The following is a 17,119-nucleotide window of genomic DNA, read 5'->3' as shown; positions in this document are numbered from 1 at the left end:
GTCGCGGCCATCGCGAGCAGGCTCGCTCCCACAGGTTTTCGGTGATTCCCTGTGGGAGCGAGCCTGCTCGCGATGCTTTTAAAGGGCCAACTGCCGACGCAACTCGGCCAGCACCGGCGCCGTGTCCGGGCGCACGCCGCGCCACAGGAAGAAGGCTTCTGCCGCTTGTTCCGCGAGCATCCCCAAGCCATCCATCGATACCGCCGCGCCATGTTCACTGGCCCAACGGCAGAACGAGGTCGGCTCCTTGCCGTACATCATGTCGTAGCACACCGTTTTGCCCGGCTCGATCAAACTGCTGGCAATCGGCGGTACATCCCCTGACAGACTGGCGGACGTCGCGTTAATGATCAGGTCCACCGACTCCTTCAACCAATCAAAACCACTGGCCGACACCGGCCCCAGGTCTGCGAACAATTCCGCCAACAGTTCGGCTTTTTCCACCGTGCGGTTGGCGATGATCACCGAGGCGGATTGCTCGGCCAGCAACGGCTCCAGCGCGCCGCGCACCGCACCGCCGGCACCGAGCAGCAGGATGCGTTTGCCCTTGAGGCTGAAACCGGCGTTGACCGTCAGGTCCCGCACCAGCCCGGCGCCATCGGTGTTGTCGCCCAGCAGGCTGCCATCGGCCAGTTTGCTCAGGGTGTTCACCGCACCGGCGCGTTGCGCCCGCGCCGTCAGGCTGTTCGCCAGACGATAGGCTTCTTCCTTGAACGGCACCGTCACATTCGCCCCGCGACCCTCGAGGAAAAACGTCCGGGCGCAGGTGGAAAAATCGTCGAGGGGTGCCAGCAACGTGCTGTAGTCCAGTTTTTGAGCCGTCTGCTCGGCGAACAGACGGTGGATCAACGGCGACTTGCTGTGGCCAATCGGGTTACCGAATACGACGTAACGGTCCATCAGAATTCCTCGTTCAGGCCTTGGCCAACCAATCACGGTCTTGCAGGAAGTACTCGGTCAGCCGTGCTTCTTCGCTGCCCGGCTCGGCTTTCCAATCGTAACTCCAACGAACTTGCGGCGGCAGGGACATCAGGATCGACTCGGTACGCCCACCCGATTGCAGACCGAACAGCGTGCCGCGATCGTAGACCAGGTTGAACTCAACGTAGCGCCCACGGCGGAATTCCTGGAATTCACGCTGTTTAGCGGTAAACGCATCGTTTTTGCGGCGCTGCACGATCGGCAGGTAGGCGTCGATGAACGCATCACCGATGGCACGCATGAAGGCGAAACAAGTGTCGAAGTCCCATTCGTTCAAGTCATCAAAGAACAAGCCGCCGATGCCGCGCGGCTCGTGGCGATGCTTGATGTGGAAGTAGCTGTCGCACCAGGCCTTGTAGCGCGAGTAGACGTCCGGACCGAACGGCGCGCAGGCCTGCTCGGCGACGCGGTGCCAATGCACGCAGTCTTCTTCATTGCCGTAGTAAGGGGTCAGGTCGAAGCCACCGCCGAACCACCAGACCGGTTCTTCGCCTTCTTTTTCAGCAATGAAAAAGCGCACGTTGGCGTGGGACGTCGGCACATGCGGGTTGTGCGGGTGAATGACCAAAGAGACGCCAAGGGCTTCGAAGCCACGGCCGGCCAGTTCTGGTCGATGGGCGCTGGCGGACGGTGGGAGGCCGCTGCCGAAGACGTGGGAAAAGTTGACGCCGCCCTTTTCGATGACAGCACCATTTTCGATCACCCGGGTGCGACCGCCACCACCGGCAGGCCGGGTCCAGGCGTCTTCGACGAACTGCGTGCCGCCGTCTTCAGCTTCGAGGGCCGCGCAAATGCGGTCTTGCAGGTCGAGCAGGTAGGCTTTTACGGCCTCGGTGCGGGTCGTCATGTCATCACCTTGAATCGGGCAAAACTACGCGGCGCTCCATGGGAGCAGGGCCGGCGCAAATGGGCGCGTAGCATAACATCGCAGATGGGCCTGCCGCAGTTGACGAAGATCATGGTTAGGAGTCCGATAGGGAGCTTCGCAAGACGACCTAAGGAGAGTTCTGATGGCAAAGCGTATCCAGTTTCGCGCCCATGGCGGCCCCGAAGTGCTCGAGTATGTTGACTACCAACCCGCCGAGCCCGGCCCGCAGCAGGTTCGCGTCACCAATAAGGCCATCGGCCTGAATTTCATCGACACCTATTACCGCAGCGGTCTCTATGCACCGCCAGCCCTGCCATCAGGCCTGGGCTCGGAAGGTGCGGGCGTGGTCGAAGCGGTGGGCAGTGAAGTCACCCGGTTCAAAGTGGGTGATCGCGTGGCGTACGGCAGCGGTCCGTTGGGCGCTTACAGCGACGTTCACGTGTTGCCGGAGGCCAATCTGGTCCTTTTGCCGGACGCAATCAGCTTCGAACAGGCCGCCGGCGTAATGCTCAAGGGCCTGACCGTGCAGTACCTGTTGCGTCAGACCTATGAACTCAAGGGTGGCGAAACCATCCTGTTTCACGCTGCCGCGGGTGGCGTCGGCTCCCTGGCTTGCCAGTGGGCCAAGGCCTTGGGCGTGAAGTTGATCGGCACGGTCAGCTCACCGGAGAAAGCTGCACTGGCCAAGGCCAACGGCGCTTGGGCGACCATCGATTACAGCCATGAAAACGTCGCACAGCGCGTACTGGAATTGACTGACGGGAAAAAAGTCCCGGTGGTGTATGACGGCGTGGGCAAGGACACTTGGCTGACTTCGCTGGATAGCGCGGCGCCTCGCGGTCTGGTGGTGAGCTTCGGTAATGCGTCGGGCGCGGTAGACGGGGTGAACCTGGGGATTCTGTCGGCGAAGGGTTCGTTGTACGTGACCCGCCCAACCCTGGCGACTTACGCCAACAACGCTGAAAACTTGCAGCGTATGGCGGATGAACTGTTCGAGATGATCATCAGCGGCAAGCTGAAAGTGGCCATTAGCCAGAAGTATCCGTTGGCCGAAGCGGCGAAGGCGCAGACCGAGTTGTCGGCACGACGTACGACTGGTTCGACTGTTTTGTTGCCTTGAGGGCCTCTTCGCGAGCAAGCCCGCTCCCACAGTGGATCGTTGTCGAACACAAATTCTGTGTTCACTGAAGATCTCATGTGGGAGCGGGCTTGCTCGCGAAGAACGATGATGCGGTCTTAGTCCGGGCGCACAACCTTGCCCGTCGCCAGATCGCGAATCACGCTCGGATTCTTGCGCCCACCCAGATTCCCACCCAACACGTAATCCACCTGCCCACGGAAATACTGCTCGACGCGAATCCGCGTGCGCGCCGCCGGTTGGCCCTGCGGGTTGGCCGACGTTGAAACCAACGGCCCGACCACCGCGCACAAATCCCGCACCAACGGGTGATCGCTGACCCGCAGCGCCACCGTTTCATGCACGCCGGTAATCCACTGCGGCAACATATTCTGATGCGGCACCAGCCAGGTGTTCGGCCCTGGCCAGGTGCTGGCCATGCGATCCATCCACAATTCAGGAAAGTCTTCGAAGAGGAAGTCGAACTGGCGAATGTTGTCGGCCACCAGAATCAACCCTTTTTCCACCGACCGCCCCTTGATCGCCAGCAGACGATAGACCGCCTCTTCGTCCCACGGGTCGCACCCCAGACCCCAGACCGCCTCGGTTGGGTAGGCAATCACCGCGCCTGCGCGAATGGCTCGTGCGGCTTGTTGCACACGCCAACTGTTGACCATGAAAAACTCTCCGGAATAAGGCTCTGCGCAGTTTACCGATCTTCCTTGTAAAACCTAGCTCACCCGCGCAAACCAGCGCCCGCTTTCGCAGACCGCCCGGCCGTCCATTTCCAGCTCCGTCAGCGCTGCCAGCACTTTGGGCAATGCCCAGCCGCTGGAGGCGCACAACGCTTCACTGGTGTGGGGCGCGGCATGCAGCAGCATGAGCAACGGATGTGTCACCGCTGGTGTCGCTGTGGATAACGGCAACTGCTGCCAGCCGCGCAACGCTTCAAGGATATGCTCGATGGTTTCCACCAGCACCGCTCCGTCGCGGATCAGCTGATGACAACCCTTTGCGCCCGGGTGATGAATCGACCCGGGAATCGCATACACCTCGCGCCCTTGTTCCGCCGCCAGCCTCGCGGTGATCAACGAACCGCTGGCGACACTCGCCTCGACCACGAGCACGCCGAGGGATAAACCGCTGATGATCCGATTGCGCCGGGGGAAGTTACTGGCGGTCGGTCCGGCGTCCAGCGGGAACTCCGAAAGCACTGCGCTGCCCGAGGCAATCATCGCGTCTGCCAGCCGTCGATTGCGCTGTGGATAAAACTTTTCAAGTCCCGTGCCAAGTACACCGACCGTTCGCCCGCCCACGTCCAAAGCGGCTTGATGGGCGGCAGCATCGATGCCCAGCGCCAGACCGCTGGTAATGACAAACCCGGCGCCGGCCAGACTGCGGGAAAAGGCGGCGGCGGTGTCCATGCCCGGCCGCGAAGCGCGACGGCTACCGACCATCGCCAGTTGCGGTTTTTCCAGAATGCCGGGGTCGCCCGCCACGAATAACAGCGGCGGCGCATCACTGATTTCCGCCAACAGTGCCGGGTAGTCCGGTTGGTCCCACATCAGTAAATGCTGGTCCGGACGCTCTAACCAGGCCAATGCATGGCTCGCGCCATCGCGGATTTCACTGGAGCGCCTGGCCTGCGCACAAGCGAGGGGCAAACCCAACGAACGCCAGGCACTGGCCGGCGCGCTGATAGCCTTGGACGCCGAGCCGAAGGCCTCAAGCAATTTCTTGAATCGCACAGGACCGAGTTCCGGCAGGCGATGCAAACGTAAACGAGCTTCCAGTTCCGCCGGGGAAACCGGTGCAAAGGCAGACAGCGGCATGGATCATCCTTGATCGTTATGAGTCCCGTTCAAACGGGAATAAGCTGTGGATAACTCTGTTGGTAACTTGTGGAGCCCGTTAAGGATTTCGCACCTTGTCCAGCACCGCCAGGGAGCGTGATGCGTAGAGCACCAGCCCGTAGCTGAGCTTGTCATAGGTGCGGAAAACCATCAGCAGACCGGCGCGCTCATCCGGGATTTTCAGTGGCTGACCGGTGATCCGGTCACGCACGGTTTCACCGGTTTTCAACACCACCAACACGTTGCCTTCGACCAGGCCATCGCGCTGGCCCTTGTTCAGGGTGACCACATCCATCGCGCCAATTTGGGTAACCCCGCGCGGCACGTCGATGATCAACCCGTTGATCTGGTTTTTTGGCGCACTGGGCATGAAGGTCGAGTTGATGGAGCGCTCTTCACCGCTGAACAAGCGGTCACCGAGGCGGACTTCCTGGGTGGTGCGTTGCAGCGCCAGGGTGGCAACGTCGCCTTCGGTGGCCACAATCTCGCCACCGCCGATGTCGTCGGCGTTGATCCCCAAAAACTCTTTACTGACAGGATCGATGTAGACCTTGCCCTGACGAAAGATGCCGTAAACCGGTTGAGCCGGGTCGAAATGGCCGCGAGCGAAGATTCGGTCACCGGTGCCACTGAGCACGCGTTCGGCATCGCCAGCAACGATGTAAGGCGCCTTGTCGAAGTCCTCGACCTTGTCGACGATGCGGTTGCTCAGCAGAAAGCTGTTGATCGATTCCAGCGGAATACTCGGGATCGCATTGGCAGCCGGGCTACTGCGGATGCGTGGCGACAGCTTGATGGTGCCCCGGGACGCGCCACGGTTGAGGGTCAGGCGTGGTTGCCCATTGACGTAGACCAGCGACAGCGAGTCGCCGGGGTAAATCAGATTGGGGTTTTCGATCTGCGGATTGGCCTGCCAGAGCTCCGGCCATTTCCACGGTTCACGAAGGAATTTCCCCGATATGTCCCAGAGTGTGTCACCGGATTCCACGGTGTATTGCTGTGGAAAACCTTCCTTGAGTTGCACTTGCCCGTGCGCCAAACCGGCCGAGGCCAGAAGGAGCAAGGCGAGTAGTGATTTCCTCATGCGGTGAATCCCTTTATTATGTGCATTCGCGTAGAACGCCAGAGCCCTCGTGGCTCGCTCCTGACTCTTTACCAAAAAGAGAAGGAGCTACGTTTTACAACGGTAGCCTGCATCTTCGGACCCGCCAGGCCATCGACCCGACATTACCTCACATGTGCAGCAATTGAGCTTATGGCCATTTTAGACATCCTCGAATTCCCCGATTCGCGCCTGCGCACTATCGCCAAACCAGTGGCCGTAGTGGACGACGAAGTGCGTCAGTTGGTCGATGATATGTTTGAAACAATGTATGAAGCGCCAGGCATCGGCCTCGCCGCGACCCAGGTCAACGTGCACAAACGTATCGTCGTGATGGACCTCTCCGAAGACCGCAGCGAACCGCGGGTGTTCATCAACCCCGAGTTCGAAACCCTGACCGACGAGATGGAGCAATACCAGGAAGGCTGCCTCTCGGTGCCGGGCTTCTACGAAAACGTCGATCGCCCACAGAAGGTCAAGGTCAAGGCCCTGGACCGCGACGGCCAGCCTTACGAACTGATCGCCGAAGGCCTGCTCGCCGTGTGCATCCAGCATGAATGCGACCACCTGAATGGCAAATTGTTCGTCGACTACCTGTCCAATCTCAAACGCGACCGAATCAAGAAGAAACTGGAAAAGCTCCATCGCCAGAACGCTTGATGCCCTCCTTTCAAAGGCTTGCTGCGGCAAGCCTTTTTCTTTTGCGAGACCTTTTGAATGACTGAGCCACTGCGCATCGTCTTTGCCGGCACCCCGGAATTCGCCGCCGAACACCTCAAGGCCCTGCTCGACAGCCCTTACGAGATCGTCGCGGTCTACACCCAACCGGACCGTCCGGCGGGTCGCGGGCAAAAGTTGATGCCAAGTCCGGTCAAGCAGTTGGCTCTGGAAAACAACATCCCGGTGCTGCAACCGCCAACCCTGCGCAACGAAGACGCTCAGGCTGAACTGGCTGCGCTCAAGCCGGACTTGCTGGTGGTGGTCGCCTACGGCCTGATCCTGCCGCAAGTGGTGCTGGATATTCCGCGTTTGGGCTGCATCAACAGCCACGCCTCCTTGCTGCCACGCTGGCGCGGTGCGGCGCCGATCCAGCGCGCCGTCGAAGCGGGCGACAGCGAAAGCGGCGTGACCGTGATGCGCATGGAACTGGGCCTCGACACCGGGCCGATGCTGCTCAAAGTCACCACCCCGATCACCGGTGAAGACACCGGCGGCAGCCTCCACGACCGTCTGGCGGAAATGGGTCCGCCAGCGGTGATTCAGGCGATTGCCGGCCTCGCTGCCGGGACGCTGGAAGGCGACGTGCAGGACGACAGCCTCGCCACTTATGCTCACAAATTGAACAAAGATGAAGCGCGCATCGACTGGAGTCGTCCGGCGGTTGAGCTGGAACGCCTGGTTCGCGCCTTCAATCCGTGGCCGATTTGCCACAGCACGCTGAATGGCGAAGCATTGAAGGTGCTGGCCGCCAGCCTCGCTGAAGGGCAGGGCGCTCCCGGTGAAATCCTCAGCGCCAGCAAGGACGGTTTGATCGTCGCCTGCGGTGAGCAAGCCCTGTGTCTGACTCGTCTGCAATTGCCCGGCGGCAAGGCGCTGAACTTCAGCGACTTGTTCAACAGCCGTCGTGAGAAATTCGCCGTCGGCACCGTCCTCGGTCAAGCGGCGCACGCTCAATGAATCCACGTCTGGCCGCCGCCAAGGCACTTGCTGCTGTTCTTAACGGAAAAGCCTCACTCAACAGTTCCCTGCCGACGCAGATGGACAAGGTCGAAGACCGTGACCGCGGCTTCACCCAGGATCTGGCGTTCGGCACCGCGCGCTGGCAGCCGCGTCTGTCGGCGCTGGCGGCCAAGTTGCTGCAGAAGCCGTTCAAGGCAGCCGACGCCGATGTCGAAGCGCTGTTGCTGGTCGGTCTCTACCAGTTGCTCTACACCCGGGTTCCGGCCCATGCCGCCATCGGTGAAACCGTGGGTTGCGCCGACAAGCTGAAAAAGCCCTGGGCCAAGGCCTTGCTCAACGCCGTGCTGCGCCGCGCCCAGCGTGAAAGCGAAGCGCTGCTGGCCGAGCTGGAACACGATCCGGTGGTGCGCACTGCCCACCCACGCTGGCTGCAGAAATCCCTGAAAGCCTTCTGGCCTGAACAATGGGAAGCCATTTGCGCGGCGAACAACGCGCATCCGCCGATGATCCTGCGGGTCAACCGTCGCCATCACAGCCGCGATGCTTATCTCGGGTTGCTGACCGACGCCGGCATCGCCGCCACGCCGTGTATTTACAGTCAGGACGGCATCATTCTCGACGCCGCTGCCGACGTGCGCAGCTTGCCGGGTTTCGCCGAAGGCTGGATCAGTGTGCAGGACGAAGCCGCGCAACTGGCCGCCGATCTGCTCGACCTGGCACCGGGCCAACGGGTGCTGGACGCCTGCTGCGCACCGGGCGGCAAGACCTGCCACATTCTTGAAGCCGAGCCGGCACTCGCTGGCGTGGTCGCGGTGGACCTGGAAGCCAAGCGTCTGGTGCGAGTGCGGGAAAACCTCGCACGCCTGGGCCTGAGCGCCGAACTGATCGCCGCCGACGGCCGCGACACCGCGACCTGGTGGGACGGCAAACCGTTCCAGCGCATTCTGCTCGACGCGCCATGCTCGGCCACTGGTGTCATCCGTCGTCACCCGGACATCAAGCTGACCCGCCAACCCGACGACATCGCCGCACTCGCGGTTCTCCAGGGCGAGCTGCTCGATGCCATGTGGATAACTCTGGAAGTCGGCGGCATCCTGCTTTACGCCACCTGCTCCACGCTCCCGACCGAGAACACCGAAGTCATCGAAGCCTTCCTCGCCCGCACGCCGGGCGCCCGTGAACTGGACCTCGCCACGACGGCCGGTATCAAGCAGCCCCATGGCCGCCAATTGCTGGCCCAGGAAGGCGGCCACGACGGGTTTTACTACGCCAAGCTGATCAAGATCGCCGCCGCGCGCGGTTAAACGGATTCAATGGAGTGACTGGATGAAAATCATCATCCTCGGCGCAGGGCAGGTCGGCGGTTCGCTGGCAGAACACTTGGCCAGCGAGGCCAACGACATCACCGTCGTCGACACTGATGGCGAACGCCTGCGCGACCTCGGCGATCGGCTGGACATCCGCACCGTGCAGGGCCGCGGCTCGCTGCCGACGGTGCTGCGTCAGGCCGGCGCGGACGACGCCGACATGCTGGTGGCGGTGACCAACAGCGACGAAACCAACATGGTGGCCTGCCAGGTTGCCCACACCCTGTTCCACACCCCGACCAAAATCGCCCGGGTTCGCGAAGCGGCCTACCTGACTCGTTCCGAGCTGTTCGATAACGAAGCGATCCCGGTGGACGTGCTGATCAGCCCGGAGCAAGTGGTCACCAATTACATCAAGCGTCTGATCCAGCATCCGGGCGCCTTGCAGGTGATCGACTTCGCCGAAGGCAAAGCCCAATTGGTGGCGGTCAAGGCGTACTACGGCGGCCCGCTGGTGGGTCAGCAACTGCGTCAGTTGCGCGAACACATGCCAAATGTAGAAACCCGTGTGGCGGCGATTTTCCGTCGTGATCGGCCGATCCTGCCGCAGGGCGATACGGTGATCGAGGCCGACGACGAAGTCTTTTTCATCGCCGCCAAGGCGAATATTCGCGCTGTGATGAGCGAAATGCGCCGTCTCGACGAGAGCTACAAACGCATCGTCATCGCTGGCGGCGGGCAGATCGGTGAACGTCTGGCCGAGGCTATCGAAAGCCGTTACCAAGTGAAGATCATCGAGATGAACCCGGCGCGCTGCCGTCATCTCTCGGACACCCTCGACAGCACTGTGGTGTTGCAGGGCAGTGCCTCCGACCGCGACTTGCTGATGGAAGAGAACATCGCCGACGCCGACCTTTTCCTGGCCCTGACCAACGACGACGAAGCCAACATCATGTCTTCGCTGCTGGCCAAGCGCCTGGGTGCGAAGAAGGTGATGACCATCATCAACAACCCGGCGTACGTCGATCTGATCCAGGGCGGCGACATCGACATCGCCATCAGCCCGCAATTGGCAACCATCGGCACCTTGCTGGCCCATGTGCGCCGCGGCGATATCGTCAGCGTGCACTCATTGCGCCGGGGCGCGGCGGAAGCCATCGAGGCGATTGCCCACGGTGATGAGAAGTCGAGTAAGGTCATCGGCAAGGCCATTGAGAACATCGGCCTGCCGCCGGGCACCACCATCGGCGCAATCATCCGCGACGAAGAGGTGATCATTGCCCACGACGACACCGTGATTGCGGCGGGCGACCATGTGATTCTGTTCCTTGTGGATAAGAAGCATATTCGGGATGTGGAAAAGCTGTTCCATGTGGGACTGAGCTTCTTCTGATCCGGCATTTGCAGTGGCTTGCCGGGCCCCTTCGCGGGCAAGCCCGCTCTCACAGTGTTTTGCAGTGAACACATATTTTGTGTACGACCGAGATTCCTGTGGGAGCGGGCTTGCCCGCGAAAGCAATCTCAAGAACGAACAGGCATCCCTGAATAACCTCAATAAGGAATCCACCATGCTCGAATCCCTGGAAAAAATGCTCGCCAAGGGTGTGGATAACTCATTGCTGCGCTTCGGCCTGGGCAAGGGTTATCTGGATCTTGGGGAATACGCCAAGGCCGCTGAGCATTTCCAGCGTTGCGTCGAATTCGATCCGAAATATTCGGCAGCCTGGAAGCTATTGGGCAAAGCCCATCTGGGGCTGGAGGATTTCGCGTCCGCACGTCAAGCGTGGGAACAGGGCCTGGAAGCCGCTCGCGCCCATGGCGACAAGCAGGCCGAGAAGGAAATGACTGTGTTTCTGAAGAAGCTTGAGCGTCAGGCTCACTGATCAGAGGTATCGCAGGCCAATGCCCTCGGCATCCACCAGCACCACTTCCATACGCACCCGCGGCGCGCCTGTGGGTAAGTCTTGCACTTGACCGTAAACCACCGCGCCCTTGGGCAAGGCCGACAAGCCCGGATGCTTGACGTAGACGCCTGTCGTCGACAGGTTACGCGTCTGGCCCAGACATTCGCCGAAGCTGTGGTGGCTGATCTTGATGCGAAACGATTTGCGGTGTTCGGACATCTTCTGCGCCCTTTATTGAACGGTTGTGGATAACCCTGGCCCCTGGGTTATCCACAGATCATGCCAATCGACTCAGTACCAGCGTTCTTCACCCGGCGGCCGCTTCTTGAAGCGCTTCATGCTCCACATGTACTGGCTCGGATACGCCCGCACATAGCGCTCGACCACCTGGCTCATGGCCGCGCAGGACGTTTCGGTATCGGTGCTGTACATGGCTTCTGGCGCGGCTTCGAGGATCACTTTGTAACCCGAACCGTCCGGCAGACGTAGCGCATGCAGGAACACGCCGACCGCTTTGCCGCCGGCGAGCATGTTCGGTACGAACTTGCTGGTCAGGGCCTGGGTGGCGAAGAACGGCACGAAAATTCCGGCGGATTCGGCCGGTTCCGGGTCAGCGGGAATGCCCACTGCACCGCCTTTGCGCACTTCCTTGATGACACTGAGGATGCCTTCCTTGGTGGAAGCGGCCACCCGGTTGCCCAATTGTACCCGCTGCTTGCGCAGCAAATCATCCACAGCCTTCAGCTTTGGCGGACGATAAAAGATGATCGGTTTGCACTGGCTGCAATAGAAGTGGTTCAACACTTCCCAGTTGCCCAGGTGACTGGTGATGCCGACGACCCCTTTGCCAGAGGCGAGGGCGTCCTTTAATACGTCGAGGCCTTCGACTTCACGCACCAGGTCGATGGAACGCTGGGCCGGCCAGATCCAGGCGCAGGCACTTTCGGTCAGGGATTTGCCGATGTCTTTCAGGCTCTGGCCTACCAGACGCTCACGCTCGGCCGGGTCCATGTCCGGGAAACACTTGGCGAGATTGATCCTCACCACGTCGCGGGAACGGTTAGGGGTTTTCCACATGACCCAGCCGATGACCGAGCCCACTGCCTGCACTGCCCGCCACGGAAGCAGGGCAAACAGCCGCAGAGCGCCTACCAGCAAGGCGCCTTTAAACTTATCCACAGGTCACTCCTGATTTTGTGCTGTGCGCGAGGCGGCTATTCTAACCGCCGTTCGCCAGCACCGCGTAGCGATCGCAATCCTGAGTGTGGTCCATGACCATGCCCGAGGCCTGCATCAGCGCGTAACAAATAGTCGGGCCGACGAAGGTGAAGCCGGCCTTTTTCAGGCCTTTGCTCATCTCCACGGCGGTCGGCGTCACGGCCGGCACTTCGCTGCGATCCTTGAAATGATTGATCACAGGCTTACCGTCGACGAAGGACCAGAGAAACTCCACCGGATCCTCCAGCACCAGCCAGGCCTGGGCATTGCGCCGGGCCGCGTTGAGTTTGAGGCGATTGCGAATGATGCCCGGATCGAGCATCAACTCATCGATTTCGGCGTCGCTCATCTGCGCCACGCGTTGTACGTCGAAGCCGAACATCACCTCGCGATAACGCTCACGTTTACGCAGCACGGTGATCCAGGAAAGGCCGGCCTGGAACCCTTCGAGCAAAAGCAACTCGAACAATCCCTGCGCATCGCGTAGCGGCGTGCCCCACTCCTGATCGTGATAAGCCATGTACAGCGGATCTTCGGAACACCAAAAGCAGCGTGGCATAAGGCTCCAGGGGGCGTGCGCAGGACCGAATCGGGTATACTCCCGCTCTTTAAATCGCAGCCCAAGAAACAGGTGAATTTCGTGAGCCAGCCTACGCCAGCCGTGCGTACCTTCCAAGACTTGATCCTCGCCCTCCAGCAATACTGGGCCGAGCAAGGTTGTGTGGTACTTCAGCCCTACGATATGGAAGTAGGCGCCGGGACTTTCCACACTGCCACGTTTCTGCGCGCCATTGGCCCGGAAACCTGGAACGCCGCTTATGTGCAGCCCAGTCGTCGCCCGACTGACGGCCGCTACGGCGAAAACCCGAACCGTCTGCAGCACTACTATCAGTTCCAGGTAGTCCTGAAGCCGAACCCGGACAACTTCCAGGAACTGTACCTGGGCTCCCTCAAGCACGTCGGTCTGGACCCATTGGTCCACGACATTCGCTTCGTTGAAGACAACTGGGAATCGCCAACGCTGGGCGCCTGGGGTCTGGGCTGGGAAGTCTGGCTCAACGGCATGGAAGTGACGCAGTTCACTTACTTCCAGCAAGCGGGCGGCATCGAGTGCTACCCGGTGACCGGCGAGATCACTTACGGCCTTGAGCGCCTGGCCATGTACCTGCAAGGCGTGGACTCGGTCTACGACCTGGTCTGGGCTGACGGTCCGTTCGGTAAGGTGACCTACGGCGACGTGTTCCACCAGAACGAAGTGGAGCAGTCGACCTACAACTTCGAACACGCCAACGTCGAGAAGCTGTTCGAACTGTTCGATTTCTACGAAAGCGAAGCCAAGCGCCTGATCGAACTCGACCAGCCGCTGCCGTTGCCAAGCTACGAAATGGTGTTGAAGGCCTCCCATACCTTCAACCTGCTGGATGCTCGCCGGGCAATTTCGGTGACCGCGCGTCAGCAATACATTCTGCGTGTCCGCACTCTGGCGCGTTCCGTTGCGCAAGCTTACCTGCTGGCTCGCGCCAAGCTGGGCTTCCCAATGGCGACCCCGGACCTGCGTGACGAAGTACTGGCCAAGCTGGAGGCAGCACAATGAGTGCTCTGGATTTTCTGGTTGAACTGGGCACCGAAGAGCTGCCACCCAAAGCCCTGAACACCCTGGCCGACGCGTTTCTGGCCGGTATCGACAAGGGTCTGCAAGCCGCTGGCCTGAACTACGAGACCAAAACCGTCTACGCCGCGCCACGTCGTCTGGCTGTGCTGATCACCGATCTGGCGACTCAGCAGCCGGATCGCAGCATCAACCTCGATGGCCCGCCATGTCAGGCCGCGTTCGATGCCGAAGGCAACCCGACTCAAGCGGCATTGGGCTTCGCCAAGAAGTGTGGCGTCGACCTGAGCGAAATCGATCAAAGCGGGCCGAAACTGCGTTACAGCCAGAGCATCGCCGGCAAACCGACCGCGAGCCTGCTGGCGACCATCGTCGAAGATTCCCTGAACGACCTGCCGATTCCCAAGCGCATGCGCTGGGGTGCTCGCAAGGAAGAATTCGTTCGTCCTACCCAGTGGCTGGTGATGTTGCTCGGTGACCAGGTCATCGATTGCACCATCCTCGCCCAGAAAGCCGGTCGCGATTCCCGTGGCCACCGCTTCCATCACCCGCAAAGCGTGCGCATCACCTCGCCGGCCAGCTACCTGAGCGACCTGCGTGCCGCTTACGTACTGGCCGATGCCAATGAGCGTCGCGAGCTGATCAGCAAGCGTGTCGAAGAGCTGGCGACGATGCAGGAAGGGACGGCGATCGTGCCGCCAGCGCTGCTCGACGAAGTAGCCGCGCTGGTTGAATGGCCGGTGCCGCTGGTGTGCTCGTTCGAAGAGCGTTTCCTCGACGTGCCGCAAGAAGCCCTGATCACCACCATGCAGGACAACCAGAAGTATTTCTGCCTGCTGGATGCCGACGGCAAGTTGCTGCCACGTTTCATTACCGTGGCCAACATCGAAAGCAAAGACCCGCAGCAGATCATCGCCGGTAACGAGAAAGTGGTTCGCCCACGCCTGACCGACGCCGAGTTCTTCTTCAAGCAAGACAAGAAGCAGAAACTCGAAGACTTCAACCTGCGTCTGCAGAACGTGGTGTTCCAGGAAAAACTCGGCAGCGTCTACGACAAGGCCGAGCGCGTTTCCAAACTCGCTGCGTTCATCGCCCAACGCATTGGCGGTAACGCCGCGTGGGCTTCCCGTGCAGGCCTGCTGTCCAAGTGCGACCTGGCGACCGAGATGGTCGGTGAGTTCCCGGAGATGCAAGGTGTCGCCGGTTACTACTACGCCCTCAACGACGGCGAGCCGGAAGAAGTCGCTCTGGCGCTGAACGAGCAATACATGCCGCGCGGTGCCGGTGCTGAACTGCCGACCACCCTGACCGGTGCGGCCGTGGCCATCGCTGACAAGCTCGACACACTGGTGGGCATTTTCGGTATCGGCATGCTGCCAACCGGTAGCAAAGACCCGTATGCCCTGCGCCGTGCTGCACTTGGCGTGTTGCGCATCCTGATCGACAAGAAGCTCGACCTCGACTTGAACGATGCCGTGGCGTTCGCCGTGAATGCGTTCGGTACCAAGGTCAAGGCGGCCGGCCTCAACGATTCGGTGCTGGAGTTCATCTTCGACCGTCTGCGTGCCCGTTACGAAGACGAAGGCGTGGATGTCGGCACTTACCTGTCGGTGCGTGCCCTGAAACCGGGGTCGGCGCTGGACTTCGATCAGCGCGTACAAGCGGTAGAAGCGTTCCGCAAATTGCCGGAAGCCGCTGCCCTGGCCGCAGTGAACAAGCGCGTTTCGAACTTGCTGAGCAAGGTCGAAGGCTCTGTTCCTTCGGTCGTGGAAGCCAAGTACTTCGACAATGCCAACGAGTTCTCCCTGTATTCGGCGATCCAGCAGGCTGACCAGGCTGTCCAGCCGATGGCTGCGGCGCGTCAGTACAGCGAATCGCTGGCACGTCTGGCTGCCTTGCGCGAACCAGTGGATGCGTTCTTCGAAGCCGTGATGGTCAACGCTGAAGATGCCAAGGTCCGCGCCAACCGTTATGCGTTGCTGTCGCGTCTGCGTGGGCTGTTCCTCGGCGTCGCCGACATTTCGCTGCTGGGCTGAGGGGCTGCTGTTGAAACTGCTGATTCTCGATCGGGACGGGGTGATCAATTACGACTCCGACGCTTACATCAAGTCGGTGGAGGAGTGGATTCCGCTCCCGGGTTCGATCGAAGCCATCGCGCAGTTGAGCAAGGCCGGCTGGACGGTAGCGGTCGCTACCAACCAGTCAGGCATCGCTCGCGGCTATTACGACATCGCCACCCTGGACGCCATGCACGAGCGCTTGCGCGAGCGAGTGGCGGAGCAGGGCGGTGAAGTCGGGCTGATCGTCTATTGCCCGCACGGGCCGGACGATGGCTGCGATTGCCGCAAACCAAAACCCGGGATGTTGAAAACCATCGCCGCGCATTACAACGTATCGCTGACCAATGTTTGGTTTGTCGGCGACACCCTTGGTGACCTGGAGGCTGCCAAAGCCGTCGATTCTCAGCCAGTTTTGGTAAAGACCGGGAAAGGCGAAAAGACTTTGGGCAAGACCCTACCGGTAGGCACCTTGATTTTTGACGATCTGGCGGCGATTGCCGCAGAACTTATCCACAATTAGAGTGCTTCGATTGTCCTGACCAGGGATTGATCGGGAGTGCGCTTTATATAGACGGGCAGAGCCCGCAACGGTAAACGTCGCCATGTCGATACTGCAGGCCATCAGAACTTTCCTCTTTTATCTGTTGCTAGGCACCAGCTCCTTGCTTTGGTGCAGCCTGAGCTTTTTTATCGCGCCTTTTCTGTCGTTCAAGGCGCGCTATCGCTTCATCAACGTGTACTGGTGCCGCTGCGCGTTGTGGCTGAGCAAAGTCTTTCTGGGCATCAGCTACGAAGTAAAGGGGGGCGAGAACGTGCCCGACCAGCCCTGCGTGATTCAGTCTAACCACCAGAGCACATGGGAGACGTTCTTTCTATCCGCCTACTTTGAGCCATTGAGCCAGGTCCTTAAGCGCGAACTGCTCTACGTTCCTTTTTTCGGCTGGGCCATGGCCATGCTGCGACCCATCGCCATCGACCGCGACAACCCGAAAGCGGCGCTCAAGCATGTGGCGAAGAAGGGCGATGAACTGCTGAAGGATGGTGTCTGGGTTCTAATCTTCCCTGAGGGAACACGCGTTCCTTACGGCACTATCGGAAAGTTCTCTCGCGGTGGTACCGCGTTAGCCGTCAACGCCGCACTTCCCGTGCTGCCGATTGCGCACAATGCTGGCAAGTTCTGGCCGAAAACCGGTTGGGCGAAGAAGCAGGGCGTCATTACCGTGATCATTGGCGCCCCCATGTATGCCGAAGGTAGCGGGCCGCGAGCGATTGCCGAGCTGAATGATCGGGTCCAGGCCTGGAACGAGCAGATGCAACGTGAAATGGGTTCGCTGCCGGCAGCCCCTGCGGCCCCTTCTGCCAATGATCAGGTGGCTGTCTGAGATTCTGTGGATAACCTGTGTACCGTTTTGTCGAAAAG

Annotated in this window: 18 protein-coding genes; 10 read left to right on the top strand and 8 right to left on the bottom strand. The window is 60.6% G+C overall.

The genetic code is table 11. From position 1 onward, the window contains the following. Window positions 1–78: 78 nt before the first annotated feature. Window positions 79–900, bottom strand: coding sequence for a shikimate dehydrogenase (gene aroE, locus KGB03_RS13235; protein WP_223527242.1), 822 nt, complete (start codon window positions 898–900; stop codon window positions 79–81). Window positions 901–913: 13 nt separating this feature from the next. After that, window positions 914–1,828 (bottom strand): oxygen-dependent coproporphyrinogen oxidase, encoded by a 915-nt coding sequence (gene hemF / locus KGB03_RS13230; protein ID WP_192408735.1) that lies wholly within the window; start codon window positions 1,826–1,828, stop codon window positions 914–916. A gap of 163 nt (window positions 1,829–1,991) precedes the next feature. Here hemF and KGB03_RS13225 point away from each other — a divergent pair, with 163 nt between their 5' ends. Continuing rightward, window positions 1,992–2,969, top strand: a complete 978-nt coding sequence (locus KGB03_RS13225) for an NADPH:quinone reductase (protein WP_223527241.1) — start codon at window positions 1,992–1,994, stop codon at window positions 2,967–2,969. Window positions 2,970–3,085: 116 nt separating this feature from the next. On the opposite strand, the gene KGB03_RS13220 is transcribed toward KGB03_RS13225, so the two are convergent. The 3 genes from KGB03_RS13220 to KGB03_RS13210 all read right to left on the bottom strand — a co-directional run bounded on the left by KGB03_RS13220 (window position 3,086) and on the right by KGB03_RS13210 (window position 5,903). Next, window positions 3,086–3,643 carry an L-threonylcarbamoyladenylate synthase gene (locus KGB03_RS13220; protein WP_046056609.1) on the bottom strand — a complete coding sequence of 186 codons (558 nt, stop codon included), beginning with the start codon at window positions 3,641–3,643 and terminating at the stop codon, window positions 3,086–3,088. Between the two features lie 54 nt (window positions 3,644–3,697). Continuing rightward, window positions 3,698–4,798 carry a DNA-processing protein DprA gene (gene dprA / locus KGB03_RS13215; RefSeq protein WP_223527240.1) on the bottom strand — a complete coding sequence of 367 codons (1,101 nt, stop codon included), beginning with the start codon at window positions 4,796–4,798 and terminating at the stop codon, window positions 3,698–3,700. Window positions 4,799–4,877: 79 nt separating this feature from the next. Next, window positions 4,878–5,903, bottom strand: coding sequence for a LysM peptidoglycan-binding domain-containing protein (locus KGB03_RS13210; RefSeq protein WP_223527239.1), 1,026 nt, complete (start codon window positions 5,901–5,903; stop codon window positions 4,878–4,880). A 171-nt stretch (window positions 5,904–6,074) separates the two neighbouring features. Here KGB03_RS13210 and def point away from each other — a divergent pair, with 171 nt between their 5' ends. The 5 genes from def to KGB03_RS13185 all read left to right on the top strand — a co-directional run bounded on the left by def (window position 6,075) and on the right by KGB03_RS13185 (window position 10,791). Beyond that, complete coding sequence (def, locus tag KGB03_RS13205; protein WP_008155676.1) at window positions 6,075–6,581, top strand: peptide deformylase; 507 nt, start codon at window positions 6,075–6,077, stop codon at window positions 6,579–6,581. 57 nt (window positions 6,582–6,638) lie between these two features. Then, the gene (gene fmt / locus KGB03_RS13200; RefSeq protein WP_192408744.1) at window positions 6,639–7,598 is read left to right on the top strand and encodes a methionyl-tRNA formyltransferase; all 960 of its coding nucleotides are present in this window, start codon (window positions 6,639–6,641) and stop codon (window positions 7,596–7,598) included. Beyond that, window positions 7,595–8,905, top strand: a complete 1,311-nt coding sequence (gene rsmB / locus KGB03_RS13195; protein WP_223527238.1) for a 16S rRNA (cytosine(967)-C(5))-methyltransferase RsmB — start codon at window positions 7,595–7,597, stop codon at window positions 8,903–8,905. Before fmt ends, rsmB begins: the two co-directional genes overlap by 4 nt. 22 nt (window positions 8,906–8,927) lie before the next feature. Next, the gene (trkA, locus tag KGB03_RS13190; protein ID WP_008155683.1) at window positions 8,928–10,301 is read left to right on the top strand and encodes a Trk system potassium transporter TrkA; all 1,374 of its coding nucleotides are present in this window, start codon (window positions 8,928–8,930) and stop codon (window positions 10,299–10,301) included. 175 nt (window positions 10,302–10,476) lie between these two features. Next, on the top strand, window positions 10,477–10,791 hold the full coding sequence (locus KGB03_RS13185; protein ID WP_218538470.1) for a tetratricopeptide repeat protein: 315 nt from the start codon (window positions 10,477–10,479) through the stop codon (window positions 10,789–10,791). Here KGB03_RS13185 and KGB03_RS13180 read toward each other — a convergent pair whose 3' ends face one another. From KGB03_RS13180 to tag, 3 genes are all read right to left on the bottom strand, one after another. Further along, window positions 10,792–11,031, bottom strand: a complete 240-nt coding sequence (locus KGB03_RS13180) for a PilZ domain-containing protein (protein WP_008155688.1) — start codon at window positions 11,029–11,031, stop codon at window positions 10,792–10,794. Between the two features lie 72 nt (window positions 11,032–11,103). Next, window positions 11,104–11,991: a lysophospholipid acyltransferase gene (locus tag KGB03_RS13175; protein WP_008155690.1), complete on the bottom strand. Its 888-nt coding sequence runs from the start codon at window positions 11,989–11,991 to the stop codon at window positions 11,104–11,106. Window positions 11,992–12,031: 40 nt separating this feature from the next. Further along, window positions 12,032–12,589, bottom strand: a complete 558-nt coding sequence (gene tag, locus KGB03_RS13170) for a DNA-3-methyladenine glycosylase I (RefSeq protein WP_192408751.1) — start codon at window positions 12,587–12,589, stop codon at window positions 12,032–12,034. Window positions 12,590–12,670: 81 nt separating this feature from the next. Here tag and glyQ point away from each other — a divergent pair, with 81 nt between their 5' ends. The 4 genes from glyQ to KGB03_RS13150 all read left to right on the top strand — a co-directional run bounded on the left by glyQ (window position 12,671) and on the right by KGB03_RS13150 (window position 17,081). After that, window positions 12,671–13,624 carry a glycine--tRNA ligase subunit alpha gene (gene glyQ, locus KGB03_RS13165; RefSeq protein WP_003213601.1) on the top strand — a complete coding sequence of 318 codons (954 nt, stop codon included), beginning with the start codon at window positions 12,671–12,673 and terminating at the stop codon, window positions 13,622–13,624. Further along, entirely contained in the window at window positions 13,621–15,675 is a 2,055-nt protein-coding gene (gene glyS, locus KGB03_RS13160; RefSeq protein WP_223527237.1) for a glycine--tRNA ligase subunit beta, read from the top strand. The genes glyQ and glyS overlap by 4 nt, the downstream gene beginning before the upstream one ends. Before the next feature lie 4 nt (window positions 15,676–15,679). After that, window positions 15,680–16,219 (top strand): D-glycero-beta-D-manno-heptose 1,7-bisphosphate 7-phosphatase, encoded by a 540-nt coding sequence (gene gmhB, locus KGB03_RS13155; protein WP_165934035.1) that lies wholly within the window; start codon window positions 15,680–15,682, stop codon window positions 16,217–16,219. A gap of 82 nt (window positions 16,220–16,301) precedes the next feature. After that, window positions 16,302–17,081 carry a lysophospholipid acyltransferase family protein gene (locus tag KGB03_RS13150; protein ID WP_223527236.1) on the top strand — a complete coding sequence of 260 codons (780 nt, stop codon included), beginning with the start codon at window positions 16,302–16,304 and terminating at the stop codon, window positions 17,079–17,081. The last annotated feature ends 38 nt before the right edge of the window (window positions 17,082–17,119 follow it).

The organism is Pseudomonas sp. BF-B-26 (genome assembly GCF_019956495.1).
GTDB lineage: Bacteria > Pseudomonadota > Gammaproteobacteria > Pseudomonadales > Pseudomonadaceae > Aquipseudomonas.
Note: the sequence above shows the minus strand (reverse complement) of the source record. Positions and strands in the feature narration are given on the sequence as shown.

Coding starts and splice junctions, on each gene's coding strand:
- KGB03_RS13220 (WP_046056609.1), bottom strand. CDS start 3,643: ATGGTCAACAGTTGGCGTGTGCAACAAGCCGCACGAGCCATTCGCGCA.
- fmt (WP_192408744.1), top strand. CDS start 6,639: ATGACTGAGCCACTGCGCATCGTCTTTGCCGGCACCCCGGAATTCGCC.
- def (WP_008155676.1), top strand. CDS start 6,075: ATGGCCATTTTAGACATCCTCGAATTCCCCGATTCGCGCCTGCGCACT.
- tag (WP_192408751.1), bottom strand. CDS start 12,589: ATGCCACGCTGCTTTTGGTGTTCCGAAGATCCGCTGTACATGGCTTAT.
- hemF (WP_192408735.1), bottom strand. CDS start 1,828: ATGACGACCCGCACCGAGGCCGTAAAAGCCTACCTGCTCGACCTGCAA.
- trkA (WP_008155683.1), top strand. CDS start 8,928: ATGAAAATCATCATCCTCGGCGCAGGGCAGGTCGGCGGTTCGCTGGCA.
- KGB03_RS13180 (WP_008155688.1), bottom strand. CDS start 11,031: ATGTCCGAACACCGCAAATCGTTTCGCATCAAGATCAGCCACCACAGC.
- rsmB (WP_223527238.1), top strand. CDS start 7,595: ATGAATCCACGTCTGGCCGCCGCCAAGGCACTTGCTGCTGTTCTTAAC.
- KGB03_RS13150 (WP_223527236.1), top strand. CDS start 16,302: ATGTCGATACTGCAGGCCATCAGAACTTTCCTCTTTTATCTGTTGCTA.
- KGB03_RS13185 (WP_218538470.1), top strand. CDS start 10,477: ATGCTCGAATCCCTGGAAAAAATGCTCGCCAAGGGTGTGGATAACTCA.
- glyS (WP_223527237.1), top strand. CDS start 13,621: ATGAGTGCTCTGGATTTTCTGGTTGAACTGGGCACCGAAGAGCTGCCA.
- aroE (WP_223527242.1), bottom strand. CDS start 900: ATGGACCGTTACGTCGTATTCGGTAACCCGATTGGCCACAGCAAGTCG.
- KGB03_RS13210 (WP_223527239.1), bottom strand. CDS start 5,903: ATGAGGAAATCACTACTCGCCTTGCTCCTTCTGGCCTCGGCCGGTTTG.
- dprA (WP_223527240.1), bottom strand. CDS start 4,798: ATGCCGCTGTCTGCCTTTGCACCGGTTTCCCCGGCGGAACTGGAAGCT.
- KGB03_RS13225 (WP_223527241.1), top strand. CDS start 1,992: ATGGCAAAGCGTATCCAGTTTCGCGCCCATGGCGGCCCCGAAGTGCTC.